This window comes from Thauera sedimentorum (assembly GCF_014489115.1).
GTDB lineage: Bacteria > Pseudomonadota > Gammaproteobacteria > Burkholderiales > Rhodocyclaceae > Pseudothauera > Pseudothauera sedimentorum.
This window is the reverse complement of sequence record NZ_JACTAH010000002.1, coordinates 1,054,370-1,072,047: the sequence shown is the minus strand read 5'-3', so window position 1 is coordinate 1,072,047 and position 17,678 is coordinate 1,054,370. Positions and strand designations below refer to the sequence as shown.

20 protein-coding genes are annotated in these 17,678 nt (G+C 71.5%); 12 read left to right on the top strand and 8 right to left on the bottom strand.

Translation table 11 applies throughout. From position 1 onward, the window contains the following. Positions 1 to 6 precede the first annotated feature (6 nt). From IAI53_RS14860 to IAI53_RS14810, 11 genes are all read left to right on the top strand, one after another. Positions 7 to 822: a polysaccharide deacetylase family protein gene (locus tag IAI53_RS14860; RefSeq protein ID WP_187718947.1), complete on the top strand. Its 816-nt coding sequence runs from the start codon at positions 7 to 9 to the stop codon at positions 820 to 822. Beyond that, complete coding sequence (locus IAI53_RS14855; RefSeq protein WP_187718946.1) at positions 819 to 1,541, top strand: class I SAM-dependent methyltransferase; 723 nt, start codon at positions 819 to 821, stop codon at positions 1,539 to 1,541. Before IAI53_RS14860 ends, IAI53_RS14855 begins: the two co-directional genes overlap by 4 nt. A 127-nt stretch (positions 1,542 to 1,668) precedes the next feature. Continuing rightward, positions 1,669 to 2,874, top strand: a complete 1,206-nt coding sequence (locus IAI53_RS14850) for a beta-ketoacyl-[acyl-carrier-protein] synthase family protein (protein WP_187718945.1) — start codon at positions 1,669 to 1,671, stop codon at positions 2,872 to 2,874. Then, positions 2,871 to 3,695 carry a beta-ketoacyl synthase chain length factor gene (locus IAI53_RS14845; protein WP_187718944.1) on the top strand — a complete coding sequence of 275 codons (825 nt, stop codon included), beginning with the start codon at positions 2,871 to 2,873 and terminating at the stop codon, positions 3,693 to 3,695. Before IAI53_RS14850 ends, IAI53_RS14845 begins: the two co-directional genes overlap by 4 nt. After that, the gene (locus tag IAI53_RS14840) at positions 3,692 to 4,150 is read left to right on the top strand and encodes a hotdog family protein (RefSeq protein WP_187718943.1); all 459 of its coding nucleotides are present in this window, start codon (positions 3,692 to 3,694) and stop codon (positions 4,148 to 4,150) included. The genes IAI53_RS14845 and IAI53_RS14840 overlap by 4 nt, the downstream gene beginning before the upstream one ends. A 16-nt stretch (positions 4,151 to 4,166) precedes the next feature. Then, positions 4,167 to 4,889 carry a 3-oxoacyl-ACP reductase FabG gene (gene fabG, locus IAI53_RS14835; RefSeq protein WP_187718942.1) on the top strand — a complete coding sequence of 241 codons (723 nt, stop codon included), beginning with the start codon at positions 4,167 to 4,169 and terminating at the stop codon, positions 4,887 to 4,889. A 3-nt stretch (positions 4,890 to 4,892) separates the two neighbouring features. Next, complete coding sequence (locus IAI53_RS14830) at positions 4,893 to 6,197, top strand: cation:proton antiporter (protein WP_187718941.1); 1,305 nt, start codon at positions 4,893 to 4,895, stop codon at positions 6,195 to 6,197. 112 nt (positions 6,198 to 6,309) lie between these two features. Then, a complete protein-coding gene (locus tag IAI53_RS14825; protein ID WP_187718940.1) occupies positions 6,310 to 6,873 on the top strand; it encodes an isochorismatase family protein in 564 nt (187 codons plus the stop codon). Between the two features lie 19 nt (positions 6,874 to 6,892). Beyond that, positions 6,893 to 7,138: a DUF1272 domain-containing protein gene (locus IAI53_RS14820; protein ID WP_187718939.1), complete on the top strand. Its 246-nt coding sequence runs from the start codon at positions 6,893 to 6,895 to the stop codon at positions 7,136 to 7,138. 3 nt (positions 7,139 to 7,141) lie between these two features. Beyond that, a complete protein-coding gene (locus tag IAI53_RS14815; RefSeq protein WP_187718938.1) occupies positions 7,142 to 8,044 on the top strand; it encodes an EamA family transporter in 903 nt (300 codons plus the stop codon). A gap of 112 nt (positions 8,045 to 8,156) precedes the next feature. Then, entirely contained in the window at positions 8,157 to 9,095 is a 939-nt protein-coding gene (locus tag IAI53_RS14810) for a GlxA family transcriptional regulator (RefSeq protein WP_187718937.1), read from the top strand. Positions 9,096 to 9,250: 155 nt separating this feature from the next. Here IAI53_RS14810 and IAI53_RS14805 read toward each other — a convergent pair whose 3' ends face one another. From IAI53_RS14805 to IAI53_RS14785, 5 genes are read right to left on the bottom strand one after another with little or no spacing between them, the layout of a single operon-like run. Then, positions 9,251 to 10,039: a glycosyltransferase family 2 protein gene (locus tag IAI53_RS14805; RefSeq protein WP_187718936.1), complete on the bottom strand. Its 789-nt coding sequence runs from the start codon at positions 10,037 to 10,039 to the stop codon at positions 9,251 to 9,253. Positions 10,040 to 10,055: 16 nt separating this feature from the next. Next, on the bottom strand, positions 10,056 to 10,838 hold the full coding sequence (locus IAI53_RS14800) for a lysophospholipid acyltransferase family protein (RefSeq protein WP_187718935.1): 783 nt from the start codon (positions 10,836 to 10,838) through the stop codon (positions 10,056 to 10,058). 32 nt (positions 10,839 to 10,870) lie between these two features. Continuing rightward, complete coding sequence (locus tag IAI53_RS14795; RefSeq protein ID WP_187718934.1) at positions 10,871 to 11,704, bottom strand: MipA/OmpV family protein; 834 nt, start codon at positions 11,702 to 11,704, stop codon at positions 10,871 to 10,873. After that, positions 11,701 to 12,726 (bottom strand): chorismate transformation FkbO/Hyg5 family protein, encoded by a 1,026-nt coding sequence (locus IAI53_RS14790; protein WP_225433321.1) that lies wholly within the window; start codon positions 12,724 to 12,726, stop codon positions 11,701 to 11,703. The genes IAI53_RS14795 and IAI53_RS14790 overlap by 4 nt, the downstream gene beginning before the upstream one ends. After that, complete coding sequence (locus IAI53_RS14785; RefSeq protein ID WP_187718933.1) at positions 12,723 to 14,084, bottom strand: NAD(P)/FAD-dependent oxidoreductase; 1,362 nt, start codon at positions 14,082 to 14,084, stop codon at positions 12,723 to 12,725. The genes IAI53_RS14790 and IAI53_RS14785 overlap by 4 nt, the downstream gene beginning before the upstream one ends. A 215-nt stretch (positions 14,085 to 14,299) precedes the next feature. Between IAI53_RS14785 and alr the strand changes: the two genes are divergently transcribed. Beyond that, positions 14,300 to 15,376: an alanine racemase gene (alr, locus tag IAI53_RS14780; RefSeq protein WP_187718932.1), complete on the top strand. Its 1,077-nt coding sequence runs from the start codon at positions 14,300 to 14,302 to the stop codon at positions 15,374 to 15,376. Positions 15,377 to 15,399: 23 nt separating this feature from the next. On the opposite strand, the gene ccmI is transcribed toward alr, so the two are convergent. Genes ccmI through IAI53_RS14765 form a run of 3 tightly spaced genes read right to left on the bottom strand, consistent with a single transcriptional unit; the run spans position 15,400 to position 17,676 of the window. Continuing rightward, a complete protein-coding gene (gene ccmI / locus IAI53_RS14775) occupies positions 15,400 to 16,623 on the bottom strand; it encodes a c-type cytochrome biogenesis protein CcmI (protein WP_187718931.1) in 1,224 nt (407 codons plus the stop codon). Further along, complete coding sequence (locus tag IAI53_RS14770) at positions 16,620 to 17,153, bottom strand: cytochrome c-type biogenesis protein (protein WP_349771934.1); 534 nt, start codon at positions 17,151 to 17,153, stop codon at positions 16,620 to 16,622. Before IAI53_RS14770 ends, ccmI begins: the two co-directional genes overlap by 4 nt. Further along, entirely contained in the window at positions 17,143 to 17,676 is a 534-nt protein-coding gene (locus IAI53_RS14765) for a DsbE family thiol:disulfide interchange protein (protein WP_187718930.1), read from the bottom strand. Before IAI53_RS14765 ends, IAI53_RS14770 begins: the two co-directional genes overlap by 11 nt. Positions 17,677 to 17,678: the final 2 nt, after the last annotated feature.

Below are 17,678 nucleotides of genomic sequence, written 5' to 3'. Positions count from 1 at the left end.
GCCCCCATGACGCCGCCCCTTGCCGCACGCCGCTGGCGCCCTTCTCCGCTGATCCAGACCACGCTGGGCATCCACCTGGGTGCGCTGGGCGTGCTGTTCGCGTGGCCGCAGCAGTGGGCCGGGGCGCTCGCCGCGGTGGTGGCCAGCCACCTGGCGCTGACCGCCGCCGGACTGTGGCCGCGCAGCGGCCTGCTGGGGCCCAACATCACCCGCCTGCCGGCCGCGGCCGCCGCGCGCGGCGAGATCGCGCTGACCATCGACGACGGCCCCGACCCGGCGGTGACCCCGCAGGTGCTGGACATGCTCGACGCCGCCGGTGCGCGCGCGAGCTTCTTCTGCATCGGCGCGCGCGCCGCCGCCCACCCCGAGCTGGTGGCCGAGATCGTGCGCCGCGGCCACACGGTGGAGAACCACTCCCACCACCACCGCCACCATTTCTCACTGTTCGGCCCGCGCCGCATCGCCGCCGACGTGGCCGAAGCGCAGTCCACCCTGGGCCGCCTGGCCGGCAGCACGCCGCGCTACTTCCGCCCTCCGGCTGGCCTGCGCAATCCCTTCCTGGAACCGGTGCTGGCCCGCAACGGCCTTCACCTGGCCGCGTGGACGCGGCGCGGCTTCGACACCCGCGAAGGCGACCCGGCGCGCGTGCTGGCGCGCCTGACCCGCGATCTCGCCGCCGGCGACATCCTGCTGCTGCACGACGGCCACGCCGCGCTCACCCCGGCCGGCCGGCCGGTGATCCTGGACGTCCTGCCCACCCTGCTCGAGCGCATCGCCGCCGCCGGCCTGCGCCCCGTCACCCTGCGCCAAGCCCTGCAATGACTGCTGCCTTCCGCAAGCGGCTGCTCGACGCCGCCACCGCCCCCTACCGTCCCGCCGGCCATTTCGCCTGGCACTTCGCCCGCGGCAAGCTGTCGCGCGACCCGGTGTTCTTCAGTTTTCTGAGCGACGGCCTGCTGCCCGCCGAGTGCCGCATCGTCGACCTGGGCTGCGGCCAGGCCCTGCTCTCCAATCTGCTCACCGCGGCCCACCGCCTGCACGCCGCCGGCGACTGGCCGGCCGACTGGCCGGCGCCACCCGTGCTGCACGCCTACCGCGGCATCGAGCTGATGGAAAAGGACGTCGCGCGCGCCCGCCCGGCGCTGCCTGCCGTCGCCGAAGTCGTCCAGGGCGACATCCGCCACGCCGCATTCGGCGATGCCAACGTGGCCATCATCCTCGACTCGCTGCACTACATCGACCGTGCCGCGCAAGACGCGGTGCTCACCCGCGTGCGCGACACCCTGCGTCCGGGCGGCACCCTGCTGATGCGCGTGGGCGACGCCGCCGCCGGCCTGCCGTTCAAGCTGTGCATGTGGGTGGACCGCACGGTAACCTTCGTGCGCGGCCATCGCCTGGGCGAGCTGCACTGCCGCCCCGCGGCCGACTGGCAAGCGGGCCTGGAGGCCCTTGGTTTCAGCGTGCGGACCATGCCGATGGACGCCGGCACGCCCTTCGCCAACACCCTGCTCGCCTGCCGGCTGGACGCACCGGGCGAGTGAGCAGCGGCCGGATCGCGGCCAAGGCCGCTCCTACAGCCGATGTGGGAACGGCCTTGGCCGCGATGCGGGCGTCCGGCGCGCCGCCGGCGTTTGTTAGAATCACCCGATATTCGCAGGGACTTTCGCCTTGACGCCGCTCTTCCTCTCCCACTACACCGCCACCAGCTGCATCGGCACCGGCCTAGCCGCCACCCGCGCCATGCTGGCCGCAGGGCGCTCCGGCCTGGGGCATTGCGATTTCGAAACGGTCACGCTGGACACCTGGATCGGCCGCGTGCCCGCAGTCGAGGACGTCGAGCTGCCGCCCGCGCTCGCACGCTACCGCGCACGCAACAACCAGCTCGCCTGGCTCGGCCTGCAGCAGGACGGCTTCATCAATGCCGCGCATGCGGCGGTCGCCCGCTACGGCGCACAGCGCGTGGCGGTCATCCTCGGCACCAGCACCTCGGCCATCCTTGAAACCGAGATCGCCTACCGCCGGCGCGATCCCGCCACCGGCGCGCTGCCGGCCGAGTTCGACTACCGCGGCACCCACAACATCCACTCGGTATCCGAATTCGTGCGCGCGGCCATCGGCGCCCAAGGCCCCGCCTGGGTGGTATCCACCGCCTGCTCGTCGAGCGCCAAGGTGTTCGCCGCCGCGGCGCGCCTGATCGCCACCGGCCTGGTGGACGCGGCCGTGGTCGGCGGGGTGGATTCGCTGTGCCTGACCACGCTGTACGGCTTCAACTCGCTGGAGCTGGTCGCTGCCACGCCCTGCCGGCCCTACGACCCCACGCGCAACGGCATCTCCATCGGCGAGGCAGCCGCCTACGCCCTGCTCGAACGCGCGCCCGCCGAACTGCCGGACGACGCGGTGCTGCTGACCGGCACCGGGGAGTCGAGCGACGCCCACCACATGTCCTCGCCCCATCCGCAGGGCCTGGGCGCGCGCCTGGCCATGGAAGGTGCGCTGCGCACCGCCGGTCTGGCGCCGGCCGACATCGGCTACATCAACCTGCACGGCACCGGCACGCCGGCCAACGATGCGGCCGAAGGCCTGGCGGTCAACACCCTGTTCGGCAGCGGCACCCCGGCCAGTTCCACCAAGGGCGCCACCGGCCACACCCTAGGCGCGGCCGGCGGGCTGGAGGCGGTGTTCTGCGCGCTGGCGTTCACCGACGGCCTGATCCCCGGCAGCCCCGGCACCGACACCGTGGACCCGGCCATCGCCATCCATTACGAACGCACGCCGCGCCGCGCCGCGCTGCACCACGTGCTGACCAATTCGCTGGGCTTCGGCGGCACCAACTGCAGCCTGGTGTTCTCGCGTGCAGGAGGAGCGAGCCGATGAGCCTGAGCGCCACACCCACGATTCCGCTCGCCGCGCGCATCGCCGGCATCGGCCTGATCGGCCCCGGCCTGGACGACTGGACGGCCGCACGCGCGGTGCTCGCCGGCGAAGCGGCCTTGGAGCCGGCCACCACCCGCATCCCTGCCCCCGACCTGCTGCCGCCCGCCGAACGCCGCCGCCTGGGCGCGGTGGTCAAGCTGGCGATCTCGGTCGGTCTGCAGGCCGTGCGCAATGCTGAAGCGGACGCCGCCCAACTGGCCACGGTGTTCGCCTCCTCGGGCGGCGACGGCGCCAACTGCCACGCGATCTGCGAGACCCTGGCCGGCGAGGACCGCCTGATCTCGCCGACCCGCTTCCACAACTCGGTGAACAATGCCGCCTCCGGCTACTGGGGCATCGCCACCCGCGCGATGGCCGCGTCTACCACGGTGTCGGCCTTCGACGGCAGCACCGGCGCCGGCCTGCTGGAGAGCTTCGCCCTGCTCGCCGACGGCAATGAGCCGGTATTGCTGGTGATCTACGACCACCCCTACCCGGCGCCGCTGGCCGCCACCCGGCCGATGCCCGACGCCTTCGGCATGGCACTGCTGCTGGTGCCACCCGCCCAAGGCGAGGGCCCCTTGCTGACGCTCTCCGGCTTTACCGACGCAGCGCCCGACACCCTGGCCGACCCGGCGCTGGAAGCGATGCGCCGCGAGATCCCCGCCGCACGCGCACTGCCACTGCTCGGCCGGCTGGCGCGTGGCGAAGCCGGCACGGTCGTGATCGACTACCTCGACCGCCTCGGCCTGCAGCTCGCACTCACCGAGCTCGCCGCATGACATTCGCCGGCCTGCCCGACCGCGCCTGGATCCTCGCCCACATCCCGCACCAGGGCGACATGTGCCTGCTCGACGCGGTCACCGCCTGGGACGAGGCACGCATCCGCTGCACCGCAAACGGCCACCGTGACCCGGCCAACCCGCTGCGCGCAGGCGGCCGCCTGGGGGTGATGGCCGGCATCGAGTACGCCGCGCAGGCCATGGCGGTGCATGGCGCGCTGCTCGCCGGCGACGCCGCCCCGCCCGCGCCCGGTTTCCTCGGTAGCGCGCGCGGGGTCGATTGCCTGGTCGACCGCCTGGACGACATCGACGCCCCGCTCGACATCGAGGCCGAGCGCCTGTCGGGCGATGCGCGCACCCTGCTCTACGGCTTCACCGTCTCGGCCGCCGGCCGGCCGCTGCTGCGCGGGCGCGCGGCGGTGGTGCTCGGCGCGGCCTCGCCCTCCACCTCCTGACCCGGAACACTCCACCATGACCCAGCGCGCCCTGGTAACCGGCGGCAGCGGCGGCATCGGCCGCGCCATCTGCAAGCGCCTCGCCGCCGACGGCTATGACGTGATCGTGCACGCCAACCGCAACCTTGCCACCGCCGAGGAGCTCGCCGCGGCGATCCGCGCCGCCGGCGGCCAGGCGCGCGCACTGGCCTTCGACATCACCGATGCGGCCGCCACCCGCGCCGCGCTGGAGGCACTGCTCACCGACGGGCCAGTGCAGGTGCTGGTGAACAACGCCGGCCTGCACGACGACGCGGTGTTCCCGGGCATGGCCGCCGAGCAGTGGCAGCGCGTCATCGACGTGAACCTCAACGGCTTCTTCAACGTCACCCAGCCGCTCACCCTACCGATGATCCGCACCCGGCGCGGGCGCATCATCAACATCAGCTCGGTGGCGGCGCTGGCCGGCAACCGCGGGCAGGTGAACTACGCGGCCGCCAAGGGCGCGCTGCATTCGGCCACCAAGGCACTGGCGCTGGAGCTCGCGCCGCGCGGGGTCACGGTGAACGCGGTCGCGCCCGGCATCATCGACACCGCGATGATCGAAGGCGCCTTCGACGCCGACGCGGTGGCCCGCCTGGTGCCGATGAAGCGCGCCGGCCGCCCGGAAGAGGTCGCCGACCTGGTCGGTTTCCTGGCCTCGGACCAGGCGGCCTACATCACCGGGCAGGTGATCTCGGTCAACGGCGGAATGATCTAGACCATGGCCGCTCCGGCGGATGCCCTGCACGCGGTGGGCGTGCACCAGACCGAAACCCTGCTGTTCTTCACCCTGCTGCAACTGGCGGTGATCATCCTCGCCGCGCGGGCCGGCGGGCGGCTGGCGTTGCGCCTCGGGCAGTCCGCCGCAGTGGGCGAGATCATCACCGGCATCCTGCTCGGCCCCTCGCTGTTCGGCTGGCTGGCACCCGGGCTGTTCGACTACGTGTTCCACAGCGCGCCGCCCGAGCCGATGCAGATCCTCTCGCAGGTCGGCCTGCTGCTGCTGATGTTCCAGATCGGCATGGAGTTCGACTTCGGGCACCTCGGCGAACGCCGCCACCGCCGCACCGTGGCCTGGGTGGCCGCCGCCGGCCTGCTGCTGCCCTTCGCTCTGGGTTTCGGACTGGGCGCAGGCGCGCCCGCCATGCAGGTGGACGGCGGCAAGGCCGTGCTCACCGGCTTGTTCGTCGCCACCGCGTTCTCGATCACCGCGCTGCCCATCCTCGGCCGCATCATGATCGAGTTCCAGCTCTCGCGCAGCGCGCTGGGGGTGATCGCGATCAGCGCCGCGGCGATCAACGACGTGGTCGGCTGGCTGCTGCTCGCGCTGGTGTCCACGCTGGCGGTGGCCGGTTTCCAGCCGCTCGCCTTTGCCGGCCAGATCGTGCTGGTGTTCGGCTTCTTCGCGCTGTGCTGGTGGGGCGTGCGTCCGCTGCTACGGCGCGCTGTTCGCCATGCCAAACCCGGGCGCGGGCGCTTTCCGCCCGAGCTGATGGGCCTGCTGCTGGCGATGATCTTCGTCGCCGGCATGACCACCTACCAGCTGGGCATCTTCGCCATCTTCGGCGGCTTCATGATGGGCGTGATCCTGCATGACGAGCACGGCCTGCGCGAGGCCTGGGAGACCCGCGTCGGGCACTTCGTCGCGGTGTTCTTCCTGCCCATCTTCTTCACCTACACCGGCCTGCGCACCGACATCGGCAGCCTGGACACACCGGCTGCCTGGGGCTGGTGCGCGCTGGTGGTGGTGCTGGCCACCGCCGGCAAGTTCGGCGGCTCCTGGCTCGCCGCGCGGCGCTGCGGCCTCGGGCATCACGAGGCGAGCATCCTCGGCATCATGATGAACACCCGCGCGCTGATGGAGCTGGTGGTGATCAACGTCGGCTACGACCTCGGGGTGATCTCGCGCGAGGTGTTCACCATGCTGGTGATCATGGCCATCGTCAGCACGGTCGTCACCACCCCCTGCCTGCGCCGCTGGCTGCCGAAGATCGGCCATCGTCTGCCTTCGGTGGTGCGCGAGTAGAGAACTCACGGTCGTTTGGCCGTTTTCGTCCCCTGACTGTCCGCGACGGACATGGCGGGTCGGGCCGCATGGACCTAACATGCACTCACCCCATCCCAGACAGAGACCCGAAATGTCCGCCACCACCGCCGCCCGCAGCGCCCTCATCGTCATCGACGTGCAGGAATCCTTCCGCCACATGCCCTTCTGGCGCGAGGACGAGCTGCCCGCCTTCCGCGATGCGCTGCTGCGCCTGGACGCCGGCTGCCGCGCGCGCGGCGTGCCGGTGGTGCACATCTTCCACGTCGGCCAGGCCGGCCCGTTCACCGAGGAATCCGGCCACGTGCGCGCGCTCGACTGGCTGCCCGGCGCGCCGGACGCGGTGTTCCGCAAGCACACCCACAACGCCTTCACCGACACCGGCCTGGACCTGTGGCTGCGCCGGCGTGGCATCGAGCGCCTGATCGTCACCGGCATGCGCACCGAGCAGTGCTGCGAGACCACCGCGCGGGTCGGTGCGGACATCGGCTACAAGGTCGATTTCGTCACCGAGGCGACGCTGACTTTCGCCATGACCCACGCCGGCAGCGGCGTCACCTACAGCGCGGACGACATCAAGACGCGCACCGAGCTGGTGCTGGCCGGGCGCTTCGCGCGCATCGCCAACGTGGATGAGGCGCTCGCAGCGCTCGACTGAACAGCGGAGGACACCTGCCATGGCCCTGGAACTGCGCCCCGGCTGCGAATGCTGCGACCGCGACCTGCCGGCCGATGCCGGCGGTGCCTTCATCTGCAGCTTCGAATGCACCTTCTGCGCGGCCTGCGCGCAGCGCCTCGGCCACCGCTGCCCGAACTGCGGCGGCGAACTGCTCGCCCGCCCGCGCCGCCCGGCCGCGGCGCTGGCGCGCAACCCGGCCTCGACCACGCGCGTCTGGCGGCCCGCCGGCTGCGCCGGAGCCTGAGCCATGCCGGCGCGCGACATCCTGCTGGCCCTCGCGGTGGTGCTGATCTGGGGGGTGAACTTCGTCGTCATCAAGCTCGGCGTGGACGAGGTGCCGCCGCTGCTGCTCGGTGCGCTGCGCTTTCTCGCCGCGGCCTTCCCGGCCATCCTGCTGTTCCGTCGCCCGCGTCTGCCGCTGGCGGCCTTCCTGGCCTACGGCCTGACCATTTCGGTCGGCCAGTTCGCCTTCCTGTTCTCCGCCATCCATGTGGGCATGCCCTCCGGGCTGGCCTCGCTGGTGCTGCAGTCGCAGGCCTTCTTCACGCTGATCTTCGCCGCCTGGTGGCTGGGCGAAGCCTGGCGCCCCAGTCAGGTGCTGGGCCTGCTGCTGGCCGGCGCGGGGCTGGCGCTGATCGGCTCGGCGCACGGGCTGACCATGCCGCTCGCCGGTTTCCTGCTCACCGTGGCGGCGGCGTCGATGTGGGCCGCAGGCAACATCGCCACCCGCGTGGTGAGCCGCCTTGCGCCGGCCGGCGAAGCGGTGGACATGCAGGCCTTCGTGGTGTGGTCCTGCCTGGTGCCGCCGCTTCCCTTCCTGCTGCTGTCCTGGTGGCTGGAGGGCGGCGAGGCGATCCGCGCGGCGCTCGCCGGCTTCAGCCTGCAGTCGGCCTTCTCGGTGGCCTATCTCGCCTGGATGGCCACCCTGGTGGGTTACGGGCTGTGGAGCCGGCTGCTCGCCCGCCATCCGGCCAATCTGGTGGCGCCATTCTCGCTGCTGGTGCCGCTGGTCGGCCTGAGCGCGGGCTGGATCGCTTTCGGCGAGGGCCTGCTGCCGGTGCATTTCGCCGGCGGCGCGCTGCTGATGGCCGGTCTTGCGGTGAATCTGTTCGGCACCCGGCTGCTCGCCCGCCTCAGGGGGGCGGCATGACTCACGCCACCGACCGCATTACCGCCTGTAGGAGCGGCCTTGGCCGCGATGGGGATGTCCGTTTTCCCGCACGCCGCATCGCGGCCAAGGCCGCTCCTACCGGGGGGCGGAGATGACGCTGCAGGTGTGGTTCGCGCTCACCCCCAACGTGCTGCTGCTCGACTACGCCGGGCCGGCCGAGGCGCTGCGCATCGCCGCGCAGATGGGCGCCGACCTGCAGGTGCACCACTGCGCCCCGGTCGCGCGCCTGCCCACTTCGGTGGGCGTGGATCTCGCGGGACTCGCCCCGCTGCCCGAGGTCCTGCCGCCGGAGAGCCTGGTGCTGCTCGCCGGCAACACCAACGAGGCGGTCGACCACGCCCTGCCCGAGGCACGCATGGTGATCGACTGGCTGGCGCGCGCACCGCGCGCCGAGACCCTGCTCGCCAGCGTGTGCTCGGGCGCCCTGCTGCTGGCCCGCGCCGGCCGGCTCGCCGGGCGGCGCTGCACCACGCACTACAGCCTCACCGAGGAGTTGCGCCGGCTCGCCCCGGACGCGCGGGTGGAGGACGACCGCCTGTTCGTGGACGACGGCCCGGTGCTCACCAGCGCCGGCATCACCACCGGCATCGATCTGGCGCTCTACCTCATCGAACGCCACTGCGGCCCCGCGCTGGCCGCCGCGGTGGCGCGCCGCATGGTGGTGTTCATGCGCCGCAGCGGGCAGGACCCGCAACTCTCGCCGTGGCTGGCGTGGCGCAACCACCTGCACCCGGCGGTACACCGTGCGCAGGACGCGATTGCGCGCGATCCGGCGCGGCGGTGGACGATCGAGGAACTGGCCGAGCGCGCCCACGTCAGCGCCCGCCACCTCACCCGCCTGTTCGCCACCCACGCCGGCGTGGGCGTCACCGAGTACCAGCAGCGCCTGCGCCTGGCGTGCGCGCGCGGCCTGCTCGTCGACCGCCGGCTGACGCTCGAACAGATCGCGGAGAAGAGCGGTTTCGGCTCGGCGCGCGACCTGCGCCGGGTGTGGCGGCTGCGCGAAGGCGCACCGCTGGCGCGCGCCTGATTCGCCGGTTCGAGCACCCGTCCACGGAACGCGGCGCCACGCATGTAGGAGCGGCCTTGGCCGCGATGCAGCGTGCGCCACAAGGAACATCGCCATCGCGGCCAAGGCCGCTCCTACAGGACGACGCCGGGGCTCCGGGTGCGGAGGGGCGAGGGTCAGCCGCGCAGGCGGCGCCAGACCAGCAGCGGCAGGCGCAGCAGGAAACCCAGGAACAGCCGGCTGTGCATCCAGGTGAGCAAGGTGTTGTCGCGCAGGTAGTTGAAGTGCGACACCCCGCCCTCGTCGGCGCGGAAGTACTTGACCGGCGCATCAATATTGACCGGACGCACGCCGCGCCAGGCCAGGCGCACCACCGCCTCCGGGTCGAAGTCGAAGCGCCGCATCCAGCGCTGGCCGCGCATCACCGCGCGCAGCGGCTCGACCGGATAGACGCGGAAGCCGTACAGCGAATCGCCGATGCCCATCCACAGCGTCTCCAGGTTGGCCCAGGCGTTGGACACCTTGCGCCCGCGCACCCGCAGGAGCGGCGCGCTGGCGTCGAACACCGGGCGGCCGAGGATCATGCGCGCCGGCTGGGCGGCCGATTCGGCCATGAAGCGCGGGATCAGCTCGGCCGGGTGCTGGCCGTCTGAGTCCATGGTCAGCACGTGGGTGAAGCCGGCGCGCGCGGCCTCGTCCAGGCCGTGCAGCACCGCCGCGCCCTTGCCGCGGTTCTCCGGCAGCACGAACACCCGCAGGCCGTCGTCGGCCGCGGCCACCTGCTGCAGCGCCTCGGCGGTGCCGTCGGTGCTGCCGTCGACCACCACCCACACCGGGTTCCACTGCGCTCGCGCCGCGCGCACGGTGTCGAACACCTTGGGGCCGGGGTTGTAGCTGGGGATCAGCACGGCGTGCGTGCGCGAGGAGTTTTCTGGCCCCGTGGCGGGCGAGGGCGGAACGGTCATCGGGCGGTTTCGAGGTTCAGGCGGCCCGCCGCTCGGCGGAGGCGGCGAACGGTGGCGTGTAGCGGGCGTGCGCGAGCTCGTCGGCGAAATAGCTTTCCAGCTCGGCGCCGAAGGCGGTGGCATCGCGCGGCGGATCGAAACGCCGGCCGAGGCGCACGCGGTAGTGGATGGGCATCGGCGGGCGGCGGAACAGCGGCCAGCCCTTGGACAGGTAGTCGGAATCGGTCTCGATGATGATGGCCTGCACCGGCACCTTGGCACGGCGTGCGATCAATGCCGCGCTGGGCATGATGGGATTGACCGGCGGGCGCACGGTGCGGGTGCCCTCGGGGAAGATCAGCAGCTGGCTGCCGGCGCGCAGCGCATCGCACGAGGCATAGACCATCTCCAGCGGTCGGCCGTTGGGGATGTAGCGCGCCAGCCTGGCGCCGCCCCCCAGAAAGATGTTGCGCAGCAGGCTGGCCTTCATGATGCAGGCCACGTCCGGCAGGCGCGAGATCACCATCACCGCGTCGAGCAGGCAGGGGTGGTTGGGCGCCAGGATCAGGGGACCCGCGTCGCGCAGTTCGTCCAGCTCGGAGAGGTCGAAGCGACAGGCTCCGAGCAGGGTGAGGATGTTCAGGTAGAGGCGGAACACCGCGGTGATCACCCGGCGCCCCAGCCGGCGCCCGGCGGCCTCGGGCAGCACGACGTGCAGTACCACCGCGAAAGGCAGCCAGGACAGGCACATCAGCCCGAGCGTGCCCAGCCCGAGGTACAGGCAGACGTATTCGTAGAAGGCGGGCAGGCGGCGGCTCATCGCGCGCTCCGGGGCAAGTGCACGGCCGGGCTTCAGTCGTCCACGGTGACCATGCGCGAGGACTCGCCCAGCACCCAGGCGATGCCCACGCCGGCTGCCCAGGCGCTCTTCTTCTCGACCAGCGGGCTATCCACGAAGGCCGCGCCGCGCAGGGTGTCGTAGCGGACGAAACTGCCGATCCAGAAACGGTCGTAGCGCTTGGACAGCGCCATGATGAACTGCGTGCCGCTATAGCCGCCGCTGGCACGGTAGGCGGGACGGCCGGGCTGCGCGTACCTCGGGTCGACGTCGTAGAAGTAGCGGTGCTGGCGCGCATCGGCGTAGATCGGCCCGGTCAGCATGCCGAGGTTCCAGCCGTGGTAACCGAACGGGTCCTTCACGTCGAGATTGATGAAGGGGGTGAACACCATGCCGACATGCTGCATGCCGCCATGCACGGTGAAGGCCGCGCGCAGCGGCAGGCGCAGGTCCACGCGGGCCAGCTGGTCGGCGCTGCGCCACAGGTTGAACTCCAGCGAGGGACCGACCTCGATGGTGGGTTTCAGGTCGGGCATGCCGCGCCGCGCGCCGTTGCCGCTGCTGTCCACCGGCAGCGAGGCGGCCAGGCTGAGGTTGAGCTCCACCCGCTCGCTGTCGAAGAACACCCCGCGGATGCCGTCGCGGTCGGCCTTGAGAAACTCGCCGCGGTAGATCAGGTAGGGCACCGGCAGGGCGTGGGTGCGTTGCCGGCTGGAGCCGCGGTAGTCCGGAAAGGACACCGCACCGACGCCGACGCCGACCTCCCACAAGGGCATTTCCTCGGCGGCCTGGGCGGCCGCGGCCGCAACGGCGAGCAGCGCGCTGGTCAGTAGCTGTCGAAACTTCATGGTTGTCTTTCCTGAACGGGGTGGCCTGCGCTCGCCTCGATCTCGACCAACAGGTCGGCACGGCAGACGTCGGCCTGCAGATAGGTCACCGGGACATGGCGTCCCAGGCGCGCTTCGACCACCGCGCGCACCGCGGGCAGATCCTCGCCGTGGCGCAGGTAGGCGATGCAGCACAGGTCGCCCAGCGCATAGCGCGCGCCCGGCGCCACCCGCGCGGTCTCGTCGAGTACCGCCTGCAGATTGTCCAGGGTCTCCGCGGTTTGCGCCGCCACGTCACCGACGTGCAGGCTGCGATGGCCGACGATGCTGGCCGTGCCGGAGATGAACAGCAGTTCCTGCCCGCTGCTGGCGAGCAGCGTGGCGCGCGAGAAGGTCGGGCTGCGCGGGCCGTAGTCGGCCGGATAATGGTAGGCGCTGACCTGGCGCGGATTCTCGATGGCCAGCGGCGCGGTGCGGCTGGCGAGGAAGGCGATCGACAGGGGCCCCGCGGGCACCCCGAGCGCGCAGGCCGCCGGCACCGCGCCGATCAGCACGCGGCCGGCGGCGGCGAAGGCTTCCTGCCGGCCGATGTTGAACTGGCGGTAGCGTTCGATGCCGTAGTGGTCGACCTCGTTGATGCGCGGCAGGTAGTTCCACACCCGCACCAGACCCGGATAGCCTTCGGCGTCGAGCACCCTGAACAGGTCGCCGTAGGCCGCACGGGCCGCCTGCTGCAGCGGGCTGGCGCCGTCGGCCGCGTCGAAGGCGGTCTCGGCGAGTTCCACGCTGCCGAACAGCAGGTCGCCGGCACAGCGGTAGCGCACCCGGCCGGCCTGCCCGTCGCGCACCTCGCCGCCCGCCAGCCAGCGCATGCGCCAGGGTTCGAGCGGCGCCAGCAGGGGCGCGGCCACATGGATGGCCGGCAATCGTCCGTCGTTTGCCGCACCGCCAAAGGCGAGATCGCCCAGCACACGGGCGCCGGCTTGGGCGGGTGCGGCGGATTCGATCAGCGGCCAGGCCAAGCGCAGTGCAGCAACCGTCATGCGCCCGCCGTGATCTCGCCGTCGTCCACCGGCTGGATGTTGCGCCGCCTGGCCTGCCAGGCGAAATAGGTGCGCCGCCAGTTGCGGATCGCCGACAGGTAATACACTGCCTTGAAGGCCTTGAGCGAGAACCAGATCGGCGTCTTGCCGTAGATGTCGCCGGCCAGCAGCGACAGCAGCGCCTCGCGCATGCGCAGGTAGTTGCGCGGGCCCATGAACAGGTCGCGCATGGTCGGGCTGGTCATGCGGTAGATGAACCAGGAGAACTCGCGCGGGCCGTGGCGCATGCCGCGGTCGAAGCGCTTCATCGCCGCCTCGGTGCGCGCCGGCTCGCGCAGCGCGGTATCCACCGCGTCGGCGCCGTAGAAGGCGCCCTGCATGGCGAGCATCACGCCCGAGGAGAACACCGGGTCGATGAAGGCGAAGGCGTCGCCGAGCAGGATGTAGTTCTTTCCGTAGGTGTGGTCGGTGGTGTAGGAGAAGTTGCCGGTGGCCTCGGCCGGCGACACCATCCAGGCATCCTTGAGGCGTTCGGCCAGCGGCGCGCACATGGCGATGGTGTCGAGCAGGAACTGCTCCTTGCTGCGCCCCTTGCGCATCTTCATGTAGTACGGCCAGGTCACCGCACCGACGCTGGTCGCGCCGTCGGCCAGCGGGATGAACCAGAACCAGCCGTGCTCGAACCAGTAGATGGTGATATTGCCCTCGTCGGTGCCGCAGTAACGCTCGGCGCCTTCGAAATGGGCGTACAGCGCGGAGCTGTTGTGCCTGGGATTGCGCTGCTTGCTGCGCTGACGGTTGGCGATGAAGGTGTCGCGCCCGGAGGCGTCGATGACGAAGCGCGCGTCCCAGTGCTCGCGCCGGCCGTCGTCGTGCTCGGCGGTGACACGCGCGCCCTGGTCGTGGAAATCCACCTCGCGCACCCGGCAGCCTTCGACGGTTTCGGCGCCCTTGCGCGCGGCGTTGCGGAACAGCACCTCGTCGAACTCGGAACGCCTGACCTGGTAGGCATAGGGCATGGACTTGTCCCAGGCCTGGGCAAAATGGAAGCGCTGCTTGTTCTCGTGATCCGGGGAGACGAACTCGGCGGCATGCTTCTCGATACCGATCGCGCGCATCTCCTCGGCCACCCCGAGTTTCTCGAACAAGGGCAGGTTGGCCGGCAGCAGGGACTCACCGATGTGAAAGCGCGGATGGCGGGCCTTCTCCAGCACGGTGACGCGGTGCCCGCGCTCGGCCAGCAGGGCCGCCGCGGTGGCGCCCGCAGGGCCACCGCCGATCACCAGCACGTCGCAGACATGTGCCTCGCCGGCGGCACCGGCCGCTGCCGGCGTGTCGACCGGCCGCTCACTTGTCATTGCAGTCATCCTCGTTCCCGCTCCGTCAATGCCAACAGGCCATGATGCAATCGCGGGAATATACCCCAGGCGCCTTGCGGTTGAAATGACGCCGCGCAATGCGCGGGCGTTTCCCTCCGGGAGCGGGCGCGATTGCATCCGGGTGTGACGGTCGCTGCCGGCGGTCCGGCGCTTGTGGCACAGTAACGCACCCTTCCATCGCCCCCATCCCAGCCATGAGACCCGCCCGCGCCCTCGTCGACCTCGATGCCCTGCGCCACAACTACCGCCTCGCCCGCAGCCGCCACGGCGGACAGGCGCTCGCGGTGGTCAAGGCCAATGCCTACGGGCATGGCGCGGTGCGCTGCGCGCACGCGCTGGCCGGCGATGCCGACGGTTTCGCGGTCGCCTGCCTGGAAGAGGCGCAGGAGCTGCGGGCGGCCGGCATCACCGCCCCGATACTGCTGCTCGAAGGCGTGTTCGAGGCCGGCGAACTGGACGCCGTGGAACGCGACTCACTGTGGATGGTGGTGCACCACCCCGAACAGCTCCGCATGATCGAACAGGCGCGGCCGGCAAGACCCTACACCGTGTGGCTGAAGGTCAACAGCGGCATGAACCGGGCGGGCTTCGCTCCCGAAGCGGCCGCAGCCGCCTGGCAGCGCCTGAACGACTGCGGCAAGGTGGATGAGATCACGCTGATGACCCACTTCGCCCGTGCAGACGAACCGCAGGTGATCAGCACCGCCACCCAGATCGCCCGCTTCGATGCCGCCACCGCCGGACTCCCGGGGGCGCGCAGCCTGGCCAACTCGGCCGGCGTGCTCGGCTGGCCGGGCGCGCACCGCGACTGGGCGCGCCCCGGCATCCTGCTCTACGGCGCCGATCCGATGCCGGCGGCGGACAATGGCCTGCAGCCGGTGATGACGCTGGAGAGCCGCGTCATGGCCGTGCGTGAACTGGACGTGGGCGAACCGCTGGGTTACGGCGCACGCTTCCACGCCGAGCGCCCCACCCGGGTCGGGCTGGTGGCGATGGGCTATGCCGACGGCTACCCGCGCAGCGCACCTGACGGCACGCCGGTGAGCGTGGACGGTCAGCCGACGCGGCTGATCGGACGGGTGTCGATGGACATGCTCACCGTGGACCTCACCGAACTGCCTGCAGCCGGGCTGGGCAGCCGGGTCGAACTATGGGGCCGGGAAGTGTCGGTCAATGAAGTCGCGAAGCGCGCGGGCACCATCGCCTACGAGCTGCTGTGCAATGTGAAACGGGTGCGCTTCGAGTATCGCGATAGCCTGCGAAACGCCTGACGCAACGACACCCTGGCGGCCGCTCAGGGCCGCACGGTGTCGATTACCAGCTTCACGCCGCCGGCGTCCGGCGCGAGGTCGCTCACCGCACCTTCGAGATCGCCCGCGCGCGCGGTCGCATCCCCGCTCTTCGACACCCGCGCCATCACCACCAGGCGTTCCGGCACTGGCGCATCGCCGGTCATCAGCGGCACATCCTCGAAGCTGAAATCACGCGGCAGTTCGCCGGCCCGGTAGCGCAGCGCGGCCAGCGGCATGCCGCCCTCGGCCGGACGCACGAAGACGAACACGGTATCGTCCGCGGCCACCTGCGCGCGCAGCGCCTCGGCAATGGCCAGCCGCCCCTGCAGCTTCAAGGCGGTGTCCGCGACCTGCGGGGCCGGCTCCGCGGGCGGCAGCGGCGGCATGCCCGCCCGCCCACGCGCCTCGTCGATGCTGGCACGCACCGTGGCCGCCGCTTCGTCGCCGGGCGGAATCGCCGCCAGGATGAGCTCCCAGTGGGACGCGGCGCCGGCAAAGTCACCGCGCTGGTAGGCGGCGGTGCCAGCCAGGGCGCGGGCCTTGAAGTGCCCCGGATCGAGGTCCAGCGCCTTGAGCACCAGCCGCTCGGGCTCGCCGCTGACGTCGCCTTCGCGGGTGGCGGCCATCACATCGGCCCAGTCGGCCAACACGTCGGGGTCGTCCGGGCGCAGCTCGCCCAGGCGTGCATAGGTAGCCAACGCCTTGGGGTAATCCTCCAGCACCAGATAGGAACGTGCCAGCATGGCCCAGCCCTCGACGTTGTCGGGCTCGCGCTCCAGGCGCGCCGCCAGGCCGCCGACCATCTCCTCGATCTGCTCGGGCGTGAAGCCTTGCTGGCTCGCGACCTGCTGAGGCTCCAGCCCGTCCGGCTCTCCCACCGCGAGATACACCAGGGCGGCGGTCAGCGGAACGACGAGCAGCAGCGCCACGCCCCACGCGGGCGAGGGTCCGCCGGCCGCGGCAACGTCACCGCCCTGCCCTTCTTCCAGCGCGCGGCGCTCGAGCTCCTCGCGGTTGCGAGCGTAGGCCGCGTCATCCACCCGGCCCGCTGCGCGTTCGGCGTCGAGTTCGGCCAGTTGCTCACGCAACACCGCCAGCGCGGTTTCGGTCTGGCGCTGGCGTTCATGCCCGGCAGAGGTCTGCGCCCGCGCGCTGAACAGGGGATACAGCACCCACAGCAGGGCGCCGGCCAGCATCAGGCCGGCGAGGATGGCAAAGGCGATCACGGACGGGGTTCCTCGGACGAATGATTGACCGGCCGCCCCTCGAGCAGGGCGCGGGCGCGGGCGTGCGCCGCTTCGTCGAGCGGCGCGGGCGGCGCTTCGGCCACGCGGCGGCGCAGCCGCCACACCAGCCCGCCTACGGCCAGCACCAGCAGGATGCCGGGGCCGGCCCACAGCAGCAGTGTGCTGGCACGGAACGGCGGCGTGAATACGACGAAGTCGCCGAAGCGGGCGACCAGGAAGTCGACCACCTCGCGCTCGCTCTTGCCCGCCGCGAGCTGCTCGCGCACCTGGTTGCGCATGTCCAGTGCCAGCGGCGCGCGCGATTCGGCCACCGACTCGTTCTGGCACACCAGGCAGCGCAGCTTGTGCGACAGCTCCAGCACCCGCGCTTCGAGTTCGGGGTCGTCGCTGACCTGCGCGGCCAGCCGCGCCGCCTCATCGGTGTCCGGCCCTGCGGCCAGCGCCGGGAAAGCCATGCAGCCGGCCAGCAGGGCGGCGCCCAGGGCACGCTTGAACAGGTCAGCCGGCACGGGAGAGCTCCGCGATCTTGGGCAGCAGCACCCGGTCGAGCGTGTCGCGGGTGATCGGGCCGATGTGCTTGTAGCGGATCACGCCCTGGGCGTCGATCAGGAAGGTTTCCGGCGTGCCGTACACGCCGTAGTCGAAGCCGACCGTCCCCTGCGGATCGACCGGAATCGCGCTGTAGGGATCGCCGTGGCGGGCCAGGTATTCGAGCGCATCGGCGCGCGCATCCTTGTAGTTCAGCCCGACCACCGGCACCACGCCGCTGCGCTGCAGTTCGACCAGCACCGGGTGCTCCTGGCGGCAGGACACGCACCACGAGGCCCAGACGTTGAGCAGCCAGACCTTGCCGCGCATCTCCTCCAGGGCAAAGCTGGCCTGCGGGTCGCGCAACTGCGCGACGCGGAAGGCCGGCGCGGGCTTGTCGACCAGCGGCGAGGGCACCTCGCGCGGATTGAGCTTGAGGCCGTAGGCGAGAAAGCCGGCCAGCAGCAGGAAGAGCGCGAGGGGGACGAGGAATTTCGCTTTCATGG

Excerpts from the sequence above, each read along its gene's own strand:
- IAI53_RS14840 (WP_187718943.1), top strand. The coding sequence starts at position 3,692 with ATGACATTCGCCGGCCTGCCCGACCGCGCCTGGATCCTCGCCCACATC.
- alr (WP_187718932.1), top strand. The coding sequence starts at position 14,300 with ATGAGACCCGCCCGCGCCCTCGTCGACCTCGATGCCCTGCGCCACAAC.
- IAI53_RS14805 (WP_187718936.1), bottom strand. The coding sequence starts at position 10,039 with ATGACCGTTCCGCCCTCGCCCGCCACGGGGCCAGAAAACTCCTCGCGC.
- IAI53_RS14830 (WP_187718941.1), top strand. The coding sequence starts at position 4,893 with ATGGCCGCTCCGGCGGATGCCCTGCACGCGGTGGGCGTGCACCAGACC.
- IAI53_RS14825 (WP_187718940.1), top strand. The coding sequence starts at position 6,310 with ATGTCCGCCACCACCGCCGCCCGCAGCGCCCTCATCGTCATCGACGTG.
- IAI53_RS14795 (WP_187718934.1), bottom strand. The coding sequence starts at position 11,704 with ATGAAGTTTCGACAGCTACTGACCAGCGCGCTGCTCGCCGTTGCGGCC.
- IAI53_RS14785 (WP_187718933.1), bottom strand. The coding sequence starts at position 14,084 with ATGACAAGTGAGCGGCCGGTCGACACGCCGGCAGCGGCCGGTGCCGCC.
- IAI53_RS14855 (WP_187718946.1), top strand. The coding sequence starts at position 819 with ATGACTGCTGCCTTCCGCAAGCGGCTGCTCGACGCCGCCACCGCCCCC.
- IAI53_RS14810 (WP_187718937.1), top strand. The coding sequence starts at position 8,157 with ATGACGCTGCAGGTGTGGTTCGCGCTCACCCCCAACGTGCTGCTGCTC.
- IAI53_RS14820 (WP_187718939.1), top strand. The coding sequence starts at position 6,893 with ATGGCCCTGGAACTGCGCCCCGGCTGCGAATGCTGCGACCGCGACCTG.
- IAI53_RS14860 (WP_187718947.1), top strand. The coding sequence starts at position 7 with ATGACGCCGCCCCTTGCCGCACGCCGCTGGCGCCCTTCTCCGCTGATC.
- IAI53_RS14800 (WP_187718935.1), bottom strand. The coding sequence starts at position 10,838 with ATGAGCCGCCGCCTGCCCGCCTTCTACGAATACGTCTGCCTGTACCTC.
- fabG (WP_187718942.1), top strand. The coding sequence starts at position 4,167 with ATGACCCAGCGCGCCCTGGTAACCGGCGGCAGCGGCGGCATCGGCCGC.
- IAI53_RS14765 (WP_187718930.1), bottom strand. The coding sequence starts at position 17,676 with ATGAAAGCGAAATTCCTCGTCCCCCTCGCGCTCTTCCTGCTGCTGGCC.
- IAI53_RS14815 (WP_187718938.1), top strand. The coding sequence starts at position 7,142 with ATGCCGGCGCGCGACATCCTGCTGGCCCTCGCGGTGGTGCTGATCTGG.
- IAI53_RS14845 (WP_187718944.1), top strand. The coding sequence starts at position 2,871 with ATGAGCCTGAGCGCCACACCCACGATTCCGCTCGCCGCGCGCATCGCC.
- IAI53_RS14790 (WP_225433321.1), bottom strand. The coding sequence starts at position 12,726 with ATGACGGTTGCTGCACTGCGCTTGGCCTGGCCGCTGATCGAATCCGCC.